This is a genomic window from Sphingobacterium sp. UBA3519, from assembly GCF_002377215.1.
GTDB lineage: Bacteria > Bacteroidota > Bacteroidia > Sphingobacteriales > Sphingobacteriaceae > Sphingobacterium > Sphingobacterium multivorum.
In genome coordinates this window covers 163,050-179,590 of the sequence record NZ_DFPI01000035.1, presented here as the reverse complement: position 1 = coordinate 179,590, position 16,541 = coordinate 163,050, and the positions used below count along the sequence as shown (strand labels likewise).

The following is a 16,541-nucleotide window of genomic DNA, read 5'->3' as shown; positions in this document are numbered from 1 at the left end:
TGATAAAAGAAAATAGCATAAAAATAGGGCTGTCCAACTTCTTTGGACAGCCCTTCTGTTTATATAGACTTATATCTTTAAAACTTATAACTCAATGCAACCGCAGCATTTCTTGGATCGATCTGATTAATAAAACCACCGCGGAAGTATGAATTCAATCCGATCTCATTGGTGATATTATTTACAAAGACTTTCGCATCAAATTTGCGCCATTTGTATCCCACCTGCGCATTTAATGTGGTATATGCTGGCATATTGAAAGGTTCTGTACCATAATATTCGCCGTGCCCATTTGGGGTTAAGCTATATTCATTGACAGGTCGGTCTCCAACATAATAAACTCCGGCACTTAAGCTCAGGTTCCGAAGAGCTCCTTGATTAAATACATATTGTATCCATGCATTTGCCGTATGTTTTGGCGCATTCATCGGTGCCGATCCATCCATATAAGATGGTGAATTTTTATAACGTGCGTCTAAATACGCATAGCCCAACATCACTGTCAAATTTTCCAATACACGACCGTTCAACTCTGCCTCAATACCATCGCGCACCAAATCCCCGGCCTTAAAGTATAATCCTGTGGCGACATTCGTGCCTGGTGTATACTCCGCATTCGTCAAGTTTGAGGTATAAATATGGAAATAGGTTAAATTGAAACGTAAACGATTATTCAGCCAATCGGATTTAATTCCCCCCTCAAATTGTTCGGTTTTAGAAGCACCTGCCGCTGTACCATCTGTTAAAGGATTTGCCGCATTTCTTAAATTCGTTGAGTTTGTATAAGATCCAAATACGTTGAAATTCTCAAATGGCGTAACAATCACTCCCGCCATTGGATTCCAAGCCGACTCCCTTTTATTACCGTTTGATGTAAAATCTTTTGTTGTAATTTCGGAATAACGTAAACCTAATACAGCCTTAATGTATTTGTTAAATTCAATAACGTCTTGCCCCATAAATCCTATAGAAGAATAATAACTCCGTACAGGAGTTCCTGCTGTATAGACAATTTGCTTTCCTTTCCGCTGGTTACCCAACGAATCGACGTATACCACTTCCGAAAGATCATTCACCCAATCACCATGGATATCAATAATATCAATTACATTGCTATTTTGATCGGCTTTTTTCAAAAGAACATTTTTCTCCAGTGGACTTAATTTTCCGGCAAAAGAAGTTGTTGTCGCATCAGCAATACGATAGTCCACCCCTGCCTGAACCAAATGTTTTACCTTACCCGTATAAAGATCTTTTCCGATCAAGTCAAACTGGAAAGTTTTATTTTTGTCATCGCGCAGGCTCTTACTCATGGAACGCGAGAAGGTATTATATTGTTTTGCATCATCTTTAATCAATGAGGAAGATGATGATTGGTTATCAACCTGATAAGATGACGTTGCGATAGAGGCTCGGATGCTCCAGCGATCAGTCAGTTCATGATTGATCTGCGCCATAAAGCTCTTCATCTCTGTATTATTATTATCGGAATTGAAGCCCAAAAACTTATTGTTCGGGATAACATATAGCGCATTCACCCCCTGTGAAGGATTTAAATTGACAGCGGAATTAACCGGCGTGCGATTATCATTAAAATAATCACCCTCCAAAGTAATTGTTGTCTTATCCGTTGGTTTCCAAGCTAACGATGGATTTAAATAAACACGGTTAGAGGATACACTTTTACGGTAGCTATCACTACGTTCATACGCGCCATCCATTCGAAAAGCAACGGTCTGTTTTTTATCCAGTACCGTTTGGAAATCAAAGGTTGGGCGGAATTGTCCCCAACTTCCTGCACGAACACCCACCTCACCGGAATTCGTGAAATTAGGGGTTTTAGTGACCACATTAATTACACCACCGGCATTACCAATATCGGTAATAACACCCTGTGTAACGGCAGCAGACCCTTTAATCATTTGAATAGACTCCACACCTTGCATATCAACAACTCCAGATGCAGTTTGAAATTGAGAGTCCATCCGCACGCCATTCTTCAATACAGGCACCCCTCTGAACCCACGGGTTGACAAAGATTCTTTAACACCCCCATAAGAACCAAACAAGGTTACACCGGGAATATTTCTTACAGCATCCGTCAAAGTAAGAATACCCTGATCTTGAATTACCTTATTGGAAATGACAGAAATACTCTGAATTTGATCCGAAGGTTTTAATGGCATACGTGTAATCATCTCCAAGCCTTTTGGCTTTTTGTTACGTTCACCAAACACTTCTACCTCATCAATGGCCTGCTCATTGCTCACTAGCGTAATGGGATCAATAATCACTTCAGGGCTTTTCGTGCTAAAAACATAATCGATAACGGTTGTTTGGTAGCCCATGTAGGTGAATTTAATCACCGTATTTTGGTCGATGCCATGCAGTCTAAAATGACCTCTATGGTCCGTACGTACTTTTTTATCTCCGATTGAAACGGTTACTGAACTTAAAGGATTATTTTGTGTATCGACGACTTTACCTTTGACGATTCCCGAGGTTTGACCATATACTGCACCTCCGATTAAAAATGTAGAAGCAAGAGCTAGTAAGTGTTTGTCCATGTTAATAATTTTGGGTAATTATTTTTAATTATTCTAAATAATAGCGCAAAGGTATAAAAAATAACCTATTTAGAATGATTAAAAACAAAAAAGTCCTGAACCACCTCAGGCTCAGGACTTTTTTATGTCGTCAGACAGTTATTATATAGTCAGACAGGTATTTTAGTCAAATTTCCATCTTACGAACGCTTCAATAGCTTCATAATTTGCAAGACCTAATTGGTCATATAAAGCTGCGGTTTCGCTTGTACGGTCTTCAGCACGTACCCAGAATTCACGTGGATCATCTCCAGGGAATACAGGTAAATCTTTTTGAGATTGGTGTTTGAAGATGGCTAAACGTTTGCGATAAACTTCTTGCGGAGATAATGGAACGGCCATTTGGATCTCGTGGATTGGGTATTCATGCCATGCACCTCTGTATAACCATAACCAACAATCTTTGGTCCATTCATCTGTTTTGCTCAATCTGCTCAATGCTTCAAACAAGATATCGAAACATACTTTATGCGTACCGTGTGGGTCAGCAAAGTCACCTGCAGCAAATACCTGATGTGGTTTTACCTGACGCAACAATTCCATTGTTTGTTGAATATCATCTTCAAAAGATACATTTTTTGAAAACTTTTGTCTATCATAGAAAGGCAGATCCTGGAAATGGATATTTTCATCTGGCAAACCAACCAAACGAGCTCCTGCGATCGCCTCACCCTTACGGATCAATGCTTTGATTTTACGGACAAGTTCAGTATCGATCTGATTTGGTTTTTTTGTCGCAAAAATTGCTCTTTCCTCATCATAAATTCGACCGATCTGAGAAGCTTCCGCCTCTGCCCCTATTTGTTTTGCTAAATCTTCAGCAAACTCCAGATAACGTACCACATCATCATCCCAAACAGCTGTATTACCACAAGTTTGATAAGCAACATGGACATTGTGTCCTTGGTCTGCCAGACGAATAAATGTACCTCCCATCGAGATGACATCATCATCCGGGTGTGGAGAAAATACAATTACATTTTTCTTCGCTGGATTGGCACGCTCAGGACGTTGTGAATCGTCAACATTGGGTTTACCTCCCGGCCATCCCGTGATCGTATGTTGAAGTTCGTTGAATATACGGATGTTGATATTATATGCCGGACCGGTTTCTGTAACCAACTTCGCCATTCCGTGTGCATTATAATCCTCGTCGGTAAGTTTCAGGATTGGTTTTTTGATCTCTAAAGCTAACCAAACAACTGCTTTTTTAATTAACGAAGGTGTCCAAGTAACATCTTCTGCCAACCAAGGAAGATCAAAACGTGTCAACAATGAAGCAGCAGCTTCATCAAGAATAAATTCAACGTTATCCGATAATTGTAGATAAGTTGCAGGAATCTCTGAGGAGATTTCACCTTCAACTGCTTTTTTAATGATCTCAGCCTTTGTTTCGGTCCAAGCCATCAAAATGATCTCTCTCGCTTTGAAAATTGTACCTACGCCCATGGTAATCGCTTTTGTTGGTACATTTTCTTTTCCACCAAAAGCACGGGAAGCATCGCGACGAGTTAAATCGTCCAACGTTACCACACGTGTACCTGAGTTAGGTGCAGAACCTGGCTCATTGAAACCGATATGGCCGGTACGGCCAATACCTAATAATTGAATATCTAAACCTCCAGCTGCCGTAATCTTCTGTTCGTACGCCTCGCAGAATGCATTTACTTGGTCAGGAGCTAAGGTACCATCTGGAATATTTACATTGGCCGCATCAATATCTACGTGATCGAACAAGTTTTTGTTCATAAAGGTCACATAGCTCTGATCAGCATCAGGTTGCATCGGGTAGTATTCGTCAAGATTGAAGGTAATCACGTTCTTAAAGCTTAAACCTTCTTCTTTATGCAAACGAATCAATTCTTGATAGACTTTTACAGGTGTGGCACCAGTAGCAAGGCCCAGAACAGCTTTCTCACCTTTCTCTTGCTTTGCACGAATAATTTCAGCAATACGATTTGCAACGTTTTTCGAAGCTGAATTTTGATCTGGATAGACGCTCACAGGGACTTTTTCGAAGCGCGTTTCTTCCAATAAATTTAATCTAGCCATTTTATGGGTATGTTGATAAACGTGAATTACAAATTTATAAAATTAGTACCTCAAGTTGAAGTAAAATTTTAATAAAGTGGTTCTTTCTTAGCAATATTTTAAATAAAACCTTTTAGCTATTCTTTTAGGTCAATAATACGATTATACCCTATTCAAAATCTCGACGGCTTTTAATAGCGTTTCATCCTTTTTAGCGAAACAGACCCGCAAAACGTGTTGATTTGTAGCTTCTTTATAAAACGCCGAAAGTGGGATTGTTGCAATTTTATGTTGTCTAGTTAACGAACAAGCAAACTCAAATTCTTTCTCCTGACTGATAGCACTATAATCTATATTAAGGAAATAAGTTCCTTCGCAAGGAAGAATCTTAAACCGGGATCCCCTTAATCCGTCCTTCAACAATTTCCTTTTCCGCTCAAAAAAATCCGATAGGCCTTTGACATAGCTTATATCCTCCAGATATGCTGCGATAGCGAATTGCATGGGCGTATTTACACTAAACACATTGAATTGATGTACTTTTCTAAATTCTTGCGTTAATTGCGGCGGGGCAATGCAATAACCAATCTTCCAACCCGTGGTATGCAACAACTTTCCAAAGGAAGCAATAACAAAGCTTCGCTCGCGCAAAGTCGGGATTTCCAGCACCGATTGTGGGGAAGCACCATCGAAAACAATATGCTCGTATACCTCATCGCTCAGCAACAACGCATTGGTACCTGATAACAAATCTCCAAGTTTAATCAATTCTTCTCTACCAAGTACTTTGCCTGTTGGATTATTCGGATTATTGATGATGATTAAACGGGTTTTGGAATTAATTAACGTAGCGACGTAATCCCAGTCAATCTGAAAATCCGGAGCTAATAATCGCACGGGAATAACTTTACCGCCGAACAATTCGATCGTCGGCGCATAACAATCGTATGCCGGTTCAAAGATAATAACCTCATCTTGTGGCCTAACAACAGTGGCAATAGCTGTAAAAATTGCCTGTGTACCACCAGATGTCACAGTAAGCTCCGCTGTTGCATCAACCGCCACGTCATAAACTTCACGATATTTTTTAGCGATCGTATCACGTAATGCCTGTGCCCCAATCATTGGCGCATATTGGTTATGCCCCTGTTCCATTGCCTTAGACACTAATTGAACCAACTTCGGATCAGTCTCAAAGTCAGGAAAACCTTGCGACAGATTTAAGGCTTGCTGCTCATTGGCAAGCATCGTCATTTTGGTAAAAATCGTCGTGCCGACATGTGGAAGTTTAGAAGTTAGGTTGAAGTTCATTTTTTGACATTTTATTAATCTACTAAATTAGTGGATTTTCTTATATTTGTAAATATATATAAGAATAATAACATGATAAAATACATCACACTACTTTTTTTAGTTCTGCCATTCTTTGGTTCTGCACAAAAAAAAGAACTTACCAAAGAGGAGTATATTGCACGCGTTAAGGCCGCTCCGGATTCTATATCGACATTGGTTGACTTGCGTAGAGTCGGCGGTTATGACCCTGTATACCCCGAGCTTCAGGCGCTTTATAATACCTTGAGTAAAAATGTTAAGAATTCAAGTGAAGGAAAAGAGTTCCAAGACTACTTAAATACATTGGAAACGGTTCAAATTGGAAAAACAGCTCCCGCGTTTACGCAAAATGATACTACTGGTAACCCTGTAAAGCTTTCGGACTTTAAAGGAAAGTATGTTCTCCTTGATTTCTGGGCATCTTGGTGTCCGGATTGCCGTGTCGAAAGCCCAGATCTTGTAAAAACATACCAACAATTTAAAGGTGAAAACTTTGAAATATTGGGTATATCCTTTGATAAGGATCGCAATTCTTGGATTAAAGCCATCCATGCAGATAAATTGCACTGGCGTCATGTTTCGGATCTCAAACGTTGGCAAAATGATGTCGGAACATTATATGGCGTAAAATCTATTCCTCAGAATGTACTGATCGATCCCAATGGGAAAATCGTCGCCAAGAATTTACATGGTGATGCTTTACGCGCGAAATTGAAAGAAGTCTTGAAAAAATAAACTATAGACGATCCATAAAAAAGACCATGCTTTAGTAAAAGCATGGTCTTTTTATTTTTATTCTTTGGAAAAGGCCATTTTTCTAAAAAAAACTATTTTAAGATGATCCCAGTAAATTAGGATATTAAACGATTGATTGCCCCTTTTTCACCTTTAGCCAAACAAAGCACTGAAGATATCCTCCAATTTGGCAACCGGACGAATGGCAATATTATATTTTTTAGCATCCAATCCTTTGGTATTGAATTTAGAAATAAAAATACCATCAAAGCCCAACTTCTCGGCCTCCTGTATACGCTGTTCAATGCGATTTACGGCCCTGATCTCACCCGATAAACCAACCTCACCGGCAAAAGTCAGATTGGATCGAATCGCGATATCTTGTTGTGAAGAAATAATTGCAACAACAACAGCTAAATCGATCGCAGGATCTTCAACACGCAACCCACCTGCAATATTCAAAAATACATCCTGTGCACTTAACCTGAAGCCAAAGCGTTTCTCCAAAACAGCCAGCAGCATATTTAATCGCTTCGTATCGTAACCTGTAGAAGAGCGCTGTGCATTTCCAAACGCCGAGTTACTCACCAGTGCCTGTACTTCAATCATCATAGGCCGCACTCCTTCGAGCATCGCCGCAATGGAAACGCCACTAACAGGTTCATCGCGCTGGGAAATCATAATCTCCGAAGGATTTGACACTTCCCTCAATCCCGACCCCTGCATTTCATAAATACCCAGTTCTGAAGCAGATCCAAAACGATTCTTTACGGCCCGTAAAATTCGGTATACATGATGACGATCACCCTCGAATTGAAGCACCGTATCCACCATATGTTCTAAAACCTTAGGGCCTGCAATAGATCCGTCCTTGGTAATATGCCCTACAATAAAAACTGGTGTACTGGTTTCCTTTGCAAACCGCAGCAATTCTGCGGTACATTCGCGCACCTGAGAAACCGACCCTGGCGCCGATTCAATTTGTGCGGAATGTAAAGTCTGTATAGAATCTATGACAATGACATTCGGCTGTACCGTCTCGATCTGCTTGAAAATATTTTGAGTAGATGTCTCGGTAAGGATATAACAATTTGCTTTAGAAGATTGTGACAATCGCTCTGCCCGCATCTTAATTTGCTGTTCGCTTTCTTCCCCAGAAATATAAAGTGTCTTGACTTGGGGGATCGATAACGCGAGCTGTAACATCAACGTAGACTTCCCAATACCGGGTTCGCCTCCGATAAGTACCAATGAACCCGGAACAATACCACCACCAAGAACCCGGTTAAACTCCTGATCAGGAGTCAATATCCGTAATTCATCCTGATAGACAATCTCGTGAATGATTGCAGCTTTATTCGCTCTTTTCGTGCTTCCGCCTGTGGTAGAACTACGCCATTCGGGCACTTTTGAACTCGTCTTTTCGACGACTTCCTCAACAAAACTATTCCATTGCTTACAAGAAGGGCATTGTCCCATCCATTTGGGAGATTCGTAGCCACAGTTTTGACAGAAGTATGCTGATTTTGATTTTGCCATGCTACGAAATTACAAATTTATAGCTGTTAAAAGCGTATTATCATGCCCCATACGTATTATATTACCCAGGATATTATGCAAGGACTGATCAGCCTTTCCATAATGCTACTCCTATGGCGGCTTAAGTCAATATACAGTATATTACATATTAATAGATACCACATCACTATTTTAACAATACGTGAACAATGCTGCGTGTATACTGGAACCTTACTCACAAACCTTAAAAAAACCGAAGTGTTTATTCTTCATTTTCTTTTAAGATCCGCAAGAAATTTTGTCCCATGATCTTCGCAACATCTGTCTTTGTATAACCTCTCTCCAACAGCGCTTTAGTCAGTAGCGGAAATTTAGAAACATCTTCCAGACCTTGCGGTGAGGATTCTATGCCATCGAAGTCCGAGCCTACAGCCACATGATCAATACCTACTTTTTTGACCAGATAGTCGATATGATCCAATAGTTTCGACAGTGGAGCATCGGCTTGCCGTTGAAGTTCTTTTGGCAACTTTTCATACATGAACCAGGTACTCAATGTTGTATCCCCCTTATCACCAAATTTGCCTACATACAAATCCTTAAGTCTTGTTTCATAGGATGGATCCAAAAAACCTGAATAAAAATTGACGCCAACAACGCCTCCATTTTTTTTCAAAGCTTCCAATTGTGCATCTTTCAGATTGCGGAAATGTGGACATAATTCATAGGCGTTGCTATGGGAAACCAAGATCGGTTTGGTCGTTATCGCCAGCACGTCATAGAAAGTCTGCTCTCCTCCATGGGACAGATCAACCATCATACCTAATTCGTTCATCTTCCGAATAATTGCTCGACCTTTTGCCGTCAACCCTTTATCCTTGGGATTCATACGACCTGATTCCATTGCTGCACAACTCGCCCAGGACAAATTGTAGTTCCAGGTCAAAGTGAGGTATTGGGCACCACGCTCATAGAGTCGCATTAAATGATCAACACTTCCCTCAATCATATTTCCGCCTTCAACCCCAATCAAAGCGACTATTTTTCCCGTTTTTAAGATCGAATCGATATCACGTGAAGATTTTGCCAAACTTATTTTATCGGTGTTCGCCGCAATCATCTTTTCCAAGGCATCTATCTGGTCATTGGCGTGCTTAAATGCCCCGGATTTCCACTTCGCATCATCGGACCACACAGCAAATACCTGCACATCGACACCTCCCTCCCGCAGTCGCGGTAAATCAGTAGCTCCCGTACTTATTCGCTGACCAATATTTTTCCCTGGGAAAATGGATTCGTAAATCACATCATTGTGTCCGTCGACGATCACCAAATCTTGGTGTATCTGTTTATAGTCTTGACTATATCCAACATTGTTGAGTGTCGTCATTGCTAGTCCAAGTAATAGCAGGCCTTTTATCATTTTTGACTTTCATTGATCGTTTCATAAATAGCGTCCTGAATCCTGCTTCTGATATTTAGATCCAACAGCCTAGTACTCACCTGAGGATGTACGCGATTAGACAAAAAGATATAGATCAGTTGATTTTGTGGATCAATCCAGATACATGTCCCTGTATAGCCAGTATGTCCAAATACAGCGCTATTTGCTAACTTAGATGGATATTCATTTTTTGGGTTTGGATCCCAACGGTCAAAACCTAAGCCCCGACGACTGCTTGTCGATTGCCTGGAGGTAAATAAATCTATTGTTTCGGTTTTAAAGTAGCGCTCCCCCCCGTACTCTCCTCTATTCAATAACAGTTGACCATAGATTGCCAAATCATTTGCTGTAGCAAATAATCCGGCATGCCCGGCAATACCGCCGGCCATTGCCGCACCCTGATCGTGGACATAGCCTTCTAGTAATGTTTTCCGAAAGGAGGTATCCTGCTCGGTAGGAACGATCTCATCCTTTGCAAAACGCTCTCGGGGAAGGTAACCCGCACGCGTCATCCCCAATGGCCTGTAAAAGTTCTCCTGCACATAATCTTGCAGAGGTTCAGCGGTCTGATGTTCTGCAACTTCCTTCATCACGTACATACTGATATCACTATACACATAATTTCCAGTGGGTTTTACAGGTGATTTTAGCATCTCGGGCCACATGACATCGCGGTAATAATTGTTGAGGATATAGCTATTGTCGGCCATTTTTACTTGATGGTTATCATCGCGGACTGAAGCAACGTCTCCAACTTTCAGATATTTATAGAAGGGAATAAAAGGTGTAAATCCTGCTTCATGCAACATGACGGAACGAAGCTTGATATCCTTTTTATTGGTATACTTTGCCTGCCATAGGTAATGTCCCATGGTACTATCCAAATTAATAATATTCCGCTCGGTAAGACGCATAATCACAGGAGTAGTACCGGCAATCTTACTGACAGATGCGAGATCAAAAATATCAGTTGTTTTTGTGGAAATATCTTTGGAATATGTGTGAAATCCGTAAGATTTCTCCAAGAGTACTTGCCCGTCTTTCACGATCATGACAACAGCTCCCGGTGTTGCTTGCTTATCGATGGCTTCTTGTGCAATGGCATCAATTTTCTTCGTCAATTTGGTCAGGTTCAGATTAGAACTTGATGCAGCGCCATATTGCAGCCTTGTCTGTGTGGTTTTGACATGACCGGCGGTTATAGGAATCCCACCAAAAATAGACATTGCCATCTGACGCTGTCCAATCTCTGAAAAAGGAGCAAGCAATTCGATCAAATCAGACTGAGGATGCTCCGATAAACTCTTTTTGCTCTTTTCATTTTCAAAAAAATGACAAAGGATAACTTTTTTATTGTTTAATACGGCCTGCTTCAACTGTGCTAGACAAGCTGCATCTAAGTCATCTTCCTTTCCAGCAACAATAATGGTGTTATAATATTTGATGTCCTCATCAAATTTATTAAAATCAAAAATTTTGGTGTTTGCATAGCGGGCCAACTGTTCTGTGAACATCGCATATTTTGCAGCGTTAGGAACGACAACTGCAATACGAAGTTGATCCAGGTTTTCTAAAGGCAGCAACTGATCGAGGTTATTAAACAGTATCGTCTCGTTCTTAATCGTAGACTTATATTGAGCAAACAGGGGGCTAATACAGAACAAACCTGCAAATAAAGCCCCAAAAAATCGTTTTTTCATTCTGCTTTTATCGTTTTTTAGGTTCTATCAAATAAAAATACGAATTAAATAACGAAGGAATATACTCGCTCGAAAAAAAATCAATTTTGTTACTCGACTTGACTATCGGGGTTAATAAATTCTGTCTCCCTTTGGTCATAGCAGATTCAACCATCCCCGGATTGCATCATGAAGGTTTTTTCTGTAAGTTTGACTAATGCCAGAATTGATTCAAGATAAGACAATATTTTCCTTGCTGGAAGTCAGCCGCAGTATCCAAAAGACACTTGCAGAGCGGTATAAGAGTTTGTACTGGATCAAAGCCGAAATGAACAAGCTCAATCATTATACGCATTCTGGCCACTGTTACCCTGAGCTGGTTGAGAAACAGGATGGTAAAATTGTCGCTGAAATTCGGTCCATCTTATGGAAAGCTGATTACAATCGTATCAACAACAATTTTCTTAAAGTCGCCCAAGAACCTTTGCGAGAAGGGATCACGATGTTATTTCAGGCAAGTATTTCCTATGACCCCATGTATGGATTAAGTTTGCGCATTGTTGATATTGATCCGACTTTTACCTTAGGTGAACTTGAAAAGGAGAAGTTAGACAGTATTCGAAAGCTGAAAGCAGAGGGTATATATGAATCCAATAAATTATTGGGCTTTCCTGTGGTTCCCAAAAGATTGGCGATTATTTCAGTGGAAACAAGTAAGGGTCTTTCTGATTTTTACAAAATTATTAATCAAAACCCTTGGGGTTACCGCATAGAATGCACGCTCTTTCCGGCATTATTACAAGGAGACAAGTCAGTACCTTCTATTATCAATCAGCTTGCAGTTATTGCTGAAAAAATCGACAAATACGATGTCGTCGCCATCATACGTGGAGGGGGTGGTGAGGTTGGGCTTTCCAGTTATAACAACTACTTATTGGCACGTGCTATCGCTATCTTCCCAATCCCTGTATTGACAGGCATTGGACATTCGACGAATTACACGGTTAGCGAAATGGTCGCCTATAAAAACGCGATCACTCCCAGTGAGCTCGCCGATTTTCTGATTCAGAAGTTTCATAACTTTGCTATTCCGGTTGATCGGGCTGCAGAGCGCATACAGCAACTCATTCTTACCCGATTTAAAGAAGAGCACAATATATTATCTCAACTGGCAACGCATATACAATGGATCGGAAAGAGAGAAATTCAGACCTCGAGGGCGGCCATCCAGCAATTTCAACATGAGCTGAACTCCTTGATAAAATTACGGCTTTACGAGCACAAGACGGCTTTGGCTCATACCGAGCGAATTATTCAACTCTCTGATCCAATTCGGTTATTGAAACAAGGTTTTTCAATTACTAAGGTTAACGGAAAACTACTGCAGTCGGTGACACAGGTATCACCGGGCGATGTGATACAGACGATACTCGAATATGGTGAACTTACCAGTACTGTAACGGATAAATCTCCGAAAGAAGGTCTGGATGCGAACCAGGCTTAATTTGGCCATCGGTACACAAAATTTTAAAGAAAGCATATCATAATGGAACAAAATTATACCTATACAGACGCCTTTAACGAGTTGCAAACAATCGTAAGGGAAATTGAAAATGGCACAACAAATATTGATGAGCTCGCGGGAAAAATCAAAAGGGCTTCCGACCTCATTCAAGTCTGCAAAGCCAAGTTAACAGCGACGGAGGACGAGGTAAACAGTTTATTACAGAAAATATCCCCTGCTCAGGAAACGGATGATGACGAATAAATAAAGCAGATAATGTCGTAATTCCTTAATATTGATAAGCCACCACCTGTCTTTCGCGCCGCAGGGTTTCTACAAGCGCTCTATGCTGGGTAACATTACCCGTCAATCGCCAAATGGTATTCAAACATTCTTTGTTATAGCGTTGACTTACAATGACAGCCTTAAAACCCATCCGTCTGATTAACTGCTCGGTATGTTCAAAATCTGCCTCAGATGAGGTCTGCAGTTCATAGTCTTTTATCTTGTGGTAATTGTCAATATAGGTTTGCAAATAAGTTAGCAGCGCTAAAATCATCAGAACCAAGCCTACACCAATAAACGCTAAAAATATATATCCGGCACCAACACACATGCCCAAAGAAGCTGCAGCCCAAATTGTCGTAGCGGTTGTTATACCACTTACTTTATTGTCTTCTTTGAAAATCACGCCTGCTCCTAGGAAACCGATACCAGTAATAATGTTTGCCGCCAATCGATCTGGATTTGCCAATCCAATTTTTAACGAAAGAATAGTAAAAAGACAAGATCCAAAGCTCACCAATATAAACGTCCTCAAACCCGCGGATTTATTGCGATATTCACGTTCAATCCCAATCAGCAGACCTATTAAGACTGATAACATGATAAGTAAAACGTCACGCGATTCAAAAGGTTGTAATAGGCTATCCATGAGTTTATTTCTTCTTCATCCAATTTAAGAAAAATAGGGAGATCTATCAAATGACCCCCCTATTCAAGAATAACTTTTTATCGATCTAATACATCGGAACTTTAATCAGCAATAACGATATATCATAGTAACCTTCATTTTCATCGACCTAATACATTGGTACTTCAATTAGCAGTAATGATGTATCATAGTAAGCTTCAAGCGCTATTTTTTCAGTTTCGTATAAACCAATGGCATCTCTTCTTGATAGCATTTCATTTGCTACGGCGATCTTTCCTTCCAAAACAAAAAGATAAAGCCCATTTTGCTCCGAATGAACAGTATATTCTATCTTTTTACCCACCTCGATGTCTGCCAAGTTAAAATATGCATCCTGATGTATGTGTACAGCATTGTTATCCATTTTATCCGGTGAAACAATCGTTGCAAATTTATTGTGTCGATCCAGTTGAAGGTAGGATTTCTGATCGCATCTGGGCTCCAACCCTATTTCGTTGGGAATTACCCAAATTTGTAAAAATTTAACAAGATCCTTCTGATTGCTATTAAACTCGGCATGCTGCACACCTGTACCTGCAGACATGATCTGCACATCTCCTGTTTGGATCGTACGGCCATTGCCCATACTATCTTGATGCGCCAGCGCCCCCTCCAGTGGTATGCTAACAATTTCCATATTATCGTGTCCATGCCGATCAAAACCTTGACCACCTTCCACCTGATCATCGTTCAATACCCTCAAGGCACCAAAATCATCCCTTCGGGATCAAGATATTGTCTAAAACTGAATGAATGCGCACTTTTCAGCCAGCCGAAATCGACGTGGCCACGATCACCTTCCCGATGTATAATCTTTTGCATGTTGTCCTCCTTACTGCATAAGCTTCTAACTATCAAGGACAAAACCCATACCAACAGGAATATAAACCCAAAACTGACAATTTGTCAAAAGAGAGGACTACAGTGGCTTTAATTTATCCGGAGCGAACGAATGAACAAGTGCACGAGCGAGAATTCTATTCGGGTCTATAAGAATCATCCCATTGTGATCCCTTTCGGGAATAGCCAAAGGCAACTCTGCACAACCCAAAATAATGACCTGTGCGCCTTTCTTTTTCAGGTCGTCCATAACCAACAATAGATCTTCCCTTGCTTTATTCGCAATCGGTACGGGTTGGGCCTTTATTCCATAATCCTCATCATAGATTGCATTATTTACCTTCTCTTGCTGCGATCCTTCTGGTTCAAGAACAACGAAACCTTTTCGAATAAATGCTTCCCGATATAAACTGCAGATCTGTTCTCCTGCGGTAGACAAAATCCCGACTGTCGTGTCGGGATAGTTTTCGTCTACAAATCGGACAGTCTCATAGACGATATGCAATAGCTTCAACGTGCTCCCCATACGAGCCATCTCATCTTGAACAACAGAAAAAATAGGTTCTGCATGTGCCGTATTGGACGGAATCGCGGCTATGGTCGCTCCAGCCGTTTCAAGTTGTCTTAAAATTGCAGCAATAGCCTTACCTGGATTAACATTGGATTTATCCAATAAATACGCCGTTCGGTCAGGGATCAAATTTGGACATGAGAATAACAAGAGCGGCAAGTGTTCCTGATCGGATCTTGCCGCCGTCTCATCTATAATTTTCTTCGTAATATCCAAGCCGCCATAAGGGCCTAGTCCACCTACTATTCCAATCATAAAACTATTTTTATATCATAGATATAACCAATAGTCTTACAAATGGTTTGTAGAAATTACCATTCTATGGACTGATCTTCGTCAGGAATCTGCGTATTCAATTGACGTTCCAAGATCAATGAGCCCGAAACCTTGAACTTAATAGCTGTCGTAGAAACCAATGTATAATCTGTGAATTCATAATCCACATTATTTATCGTAATATAACGATGTAGTAAATAAGGCCGTACAGCATCCATTTGTTCCGAGATAGTATAACTTGCATCTTTTTTCATAACAAACTTCATGTTTGGATTTTCGGCGCGAAAGCTAACGCCTCCAGTCTCATTAAATGTTGCAAATACTTTATAATTCTTCCTGTCCCTCCGATCTTCATCAATATTTCCAGCATAGAAAAAAATCGTATTTTCATCGACAACATAGCTCCGAATTTCACCTTTAACAATGGGTGTTTCACTTTCATGCCCATCCATCACAACCTTTAGAGCGGTGCCACTGTATGTGCCTGAATAACTATTAAACGGGTTAATCCTTAGTAGTGCCTTTCTATAATGCTTCCGAGGATTAACCTTATATTTGCCGGAAGGGTCGTCCAAGATCGTTAGTGGAAGTACCCACTTCTCCGCCATGTCTATTCCTTTCAGCGAAAAATCAATAGGCATCAAAGCTGTATTTTCACCAGACTTGATATTCACCGTTTGGGGAATAGAAAAATAACTGTTATTCAGCTGTTTGTAATAAAAGTCTTCTCGGTTCTGAAATTGTTCATAATTGATTATTCCCAATGTATCGGGATCTACCGCAATGTTCACCGAAAGATTATCCGTATTTGTTGTTGATCCGCTCACTTCCAACGGCTGTAGAAATGTTGTTTTTTGCGCGTCTTTATAACGGACATAAATATCCGCTAATCCTCCATTACCCAAGGGAGCCTTAAAAGAAACGTAATGTTCAAATTGCTCTTCTTTCCATTCGTCATTACAAGAGCCGCAAACAGCTAGTAAGGTAAGTAATAACAATTGTATAAATGACTTGTTCATAAAATTCATATTA

General features: G+C 40.4%; 14 protein-coding genes. 3 read left to right on the top strand and 11 right to left on the bottom strand.

Going from position 1 to position 16,541, the window contains the following annotated elements; translation table 11 throughout:
* Positions 1-77 precede the first annotated feature (77 nt).
* The 3 genes from B3297_RS22710 to B3297_RS22700 all read right to left on the bottom strand — a co-directional run bounded on the left by B3297_RS22710 (position 78) and on the right by B3297_RS22700 (position 5,948).
* On the bottom strand, positions 78-2,567 hold the full coding sequence (locus tag B3297_RS22710; RefSeq protein ID WP_083295814.1) for a TonB-dependent receptor: 2,490 nt from the start codon (positions 2,565-2,567) through the stop codon (positions 78-80).
* A 162-nt stretch (positions 2,568-2,729) separates the two neighbouring features.
* Entirely contained in the window at positions 2,730-4,658 is a 1,929-nt protein-coding gene (gene nagB, locus B3297_RS22705) for a glucosamine-6-phosphate deaminase (protein WP_112375205.1), read from the bottom strand.
* A 141-nt stretch (positions 4,659-4,799) separates the two neighbouring features.
* Positions 4,800-5,948 (bottom strand): methionine aminotransferase, encoded by a 1,149-nt coding sequence (locus B3297_RS22700; RefSeq protein ID WP_286779539.1) that lies wholly within the window; start codon positions 5,946-5,948, stop codon positions 4,800-4,802.
* 72 nt (positions 5,949-6,020) lie between these two features.
* Here B3297_RS22700 and B3297_RS22695 point away from each other — a divergent pair, with 72 nt between their 5' ends.
* The gene (locus B3297_RS22695; protein WP_159332607.1) at positions 6,021-6,704 is read left to right on the top strand and encodes a peroxiredoxin family protein; all 684 of its coding nucleotides are present in this window, start codon (positions 6,021-6,023) and stop codon (positions 6,702-6,704) included.
* Between the two features lie 153 nt (positions 6,705-6,857).
* Here B3297_RS22695 and radA read toward each other — a convergent pair whose 3' ends face one another.
* From radA to B3297_RS22680, 3 genes are all read right to left on the bottom strand, one after another.
* Entirely contained in the window at positions 6,858-8,243 is a 1,386-nt protein-coding gene (gene radA / locus B3297_RS22690; RefSeq protein WP_075990497.1) for a DNA repair protein RadA, read from the bottom strand.
* 241 nt (positions 8,244-8,484) lie between these two features.
* Positions 8,485-9,645: a dipeptidase gene (locus B3297_RS22685; protein ID WP_088159791.1), complete on the bottom strand. Its 1,161-nt coding sequence runs from the start codon at positions 9,643-9,645 to the stop codon at positions 8,485-8,487.
* On the bottom strand, positions 9,642-11,366 hold the full coding sequence (locus B3297_RS22680) for a serine hydrolase domain-containing protein (RefSeq protein ID WP_088159790.1): 1,725 nt from the start codon (positions 11,364-11,366) through the stop codon (positions 9,642-9,644). Before B3297_RS22680 ends, B3297_RS22685 begins: the two co-directional genes overlap by 4 nt.
* Before the next feature lie 196 nt (positions 11,367-11,562).
* On the opposite strand from B3297_RS22680, the gene xseA reads away from it, so the two are divergent.
* Together xseA and xseB are read left to right on the top strand one after the other, a co-directional pair.
* Positions 11,563-12,849, top strand: coding sequence for an exodeoxyribonuclease VII large subunit (gene xseA / locus B3297_RS22675; RefSeq protein ID WP_286779538.1), 1,287 nt, complete (start codon positions 11,563-11,565; stop codon positions 12,847-12,849).
* Positions 12,850-12,891: 42 nt separating this feature from the next.
* Complete coding sequence (gene xseB, locus B3297_RS22670; RefSeq protein ID WP_075990493.1) at positions 12,892-13,113, top strand: exodeoxyribonuclease VII small subunit; 222 nt, start codon at positions 12,892-12,894, stop codon at positions 13,111-13,113.
* Positions 13,114-13,138: 25 nt separating this feature from the next.
* Here the strand turns inward: xseB and B3297_RS22665 are convergent, their stop codons facing one another.
* The 5 genes from B3297_RS22665 to B3297_RS22645 all read right to left on the bottom strand — a co-directional run bounded on the left by B3297_RS22665 (position 13,139) and on the right by B3297_RS22645 (position 16,528).
* Entirely contained in the window at positions 13,139-13,783 is a 645-nt protein-coding gene (locus B3297_RS22665) for an MgtC/SapB family protein (RefSeq protein ID WP_112375199.1), read from the bottom strand.
* 148 nt (positions 13,784-13,931) lie between these two features.
* Positions 13,932-14,525 carry a pirin family protein gene (locus tag B3297_RS22660; RefSeq protein ID WP_286779537.1) on the bottom strand — a complete coding sequence of 198 codons (594 nt, stop codon included), beginning with the start codon at positions 14,523-14,525 and terminating at the stop codon, positions 13,932-13,934.
* Positions 14,522-14,644: a hypothetical protein gene (locus tag B3297_RS22655; protein ID WP_256603926.1), complete on the bottom strand. Its 123-nt coding sequence runs from the start codon at positions 14,642-14,644 to the stop codon at positions 14,522-14,524. Before B3297_RS22655 ends, B3297_RS22660 begins: the two co-directional genes overlap by 4 nt.
* A 97-nt stretch (positions 14,645-14,741) precedes the next feature.
* Complete coding sequence (locus B3297_RS22650; RefSeq protein ID WP_201639925.1) at positions 14,742-15,488, bottom strand: aspartate/glutamate racemase family protein; 747 nt, start codon at positions 15,486-15,488, stop codon at positions 14,742-14,744.
* Between the two features lie 56 nt (positions 15,489-15,544).
* The gene (locus tag B3297_RS22645; protein ID WP_286779536.1) at positions 15,545-16,528 is read right to left on the bottom strand and encodes a DUF4973 domain-containing protein; all 984 of its coding nucleotides are present in this window, start codon (positions 16,526-16,528) and stop codon (positions 15,545-15,547) included.
* Between the last annotated feature and the right edge of the window lie 13 nt (positions 16,529-16,541).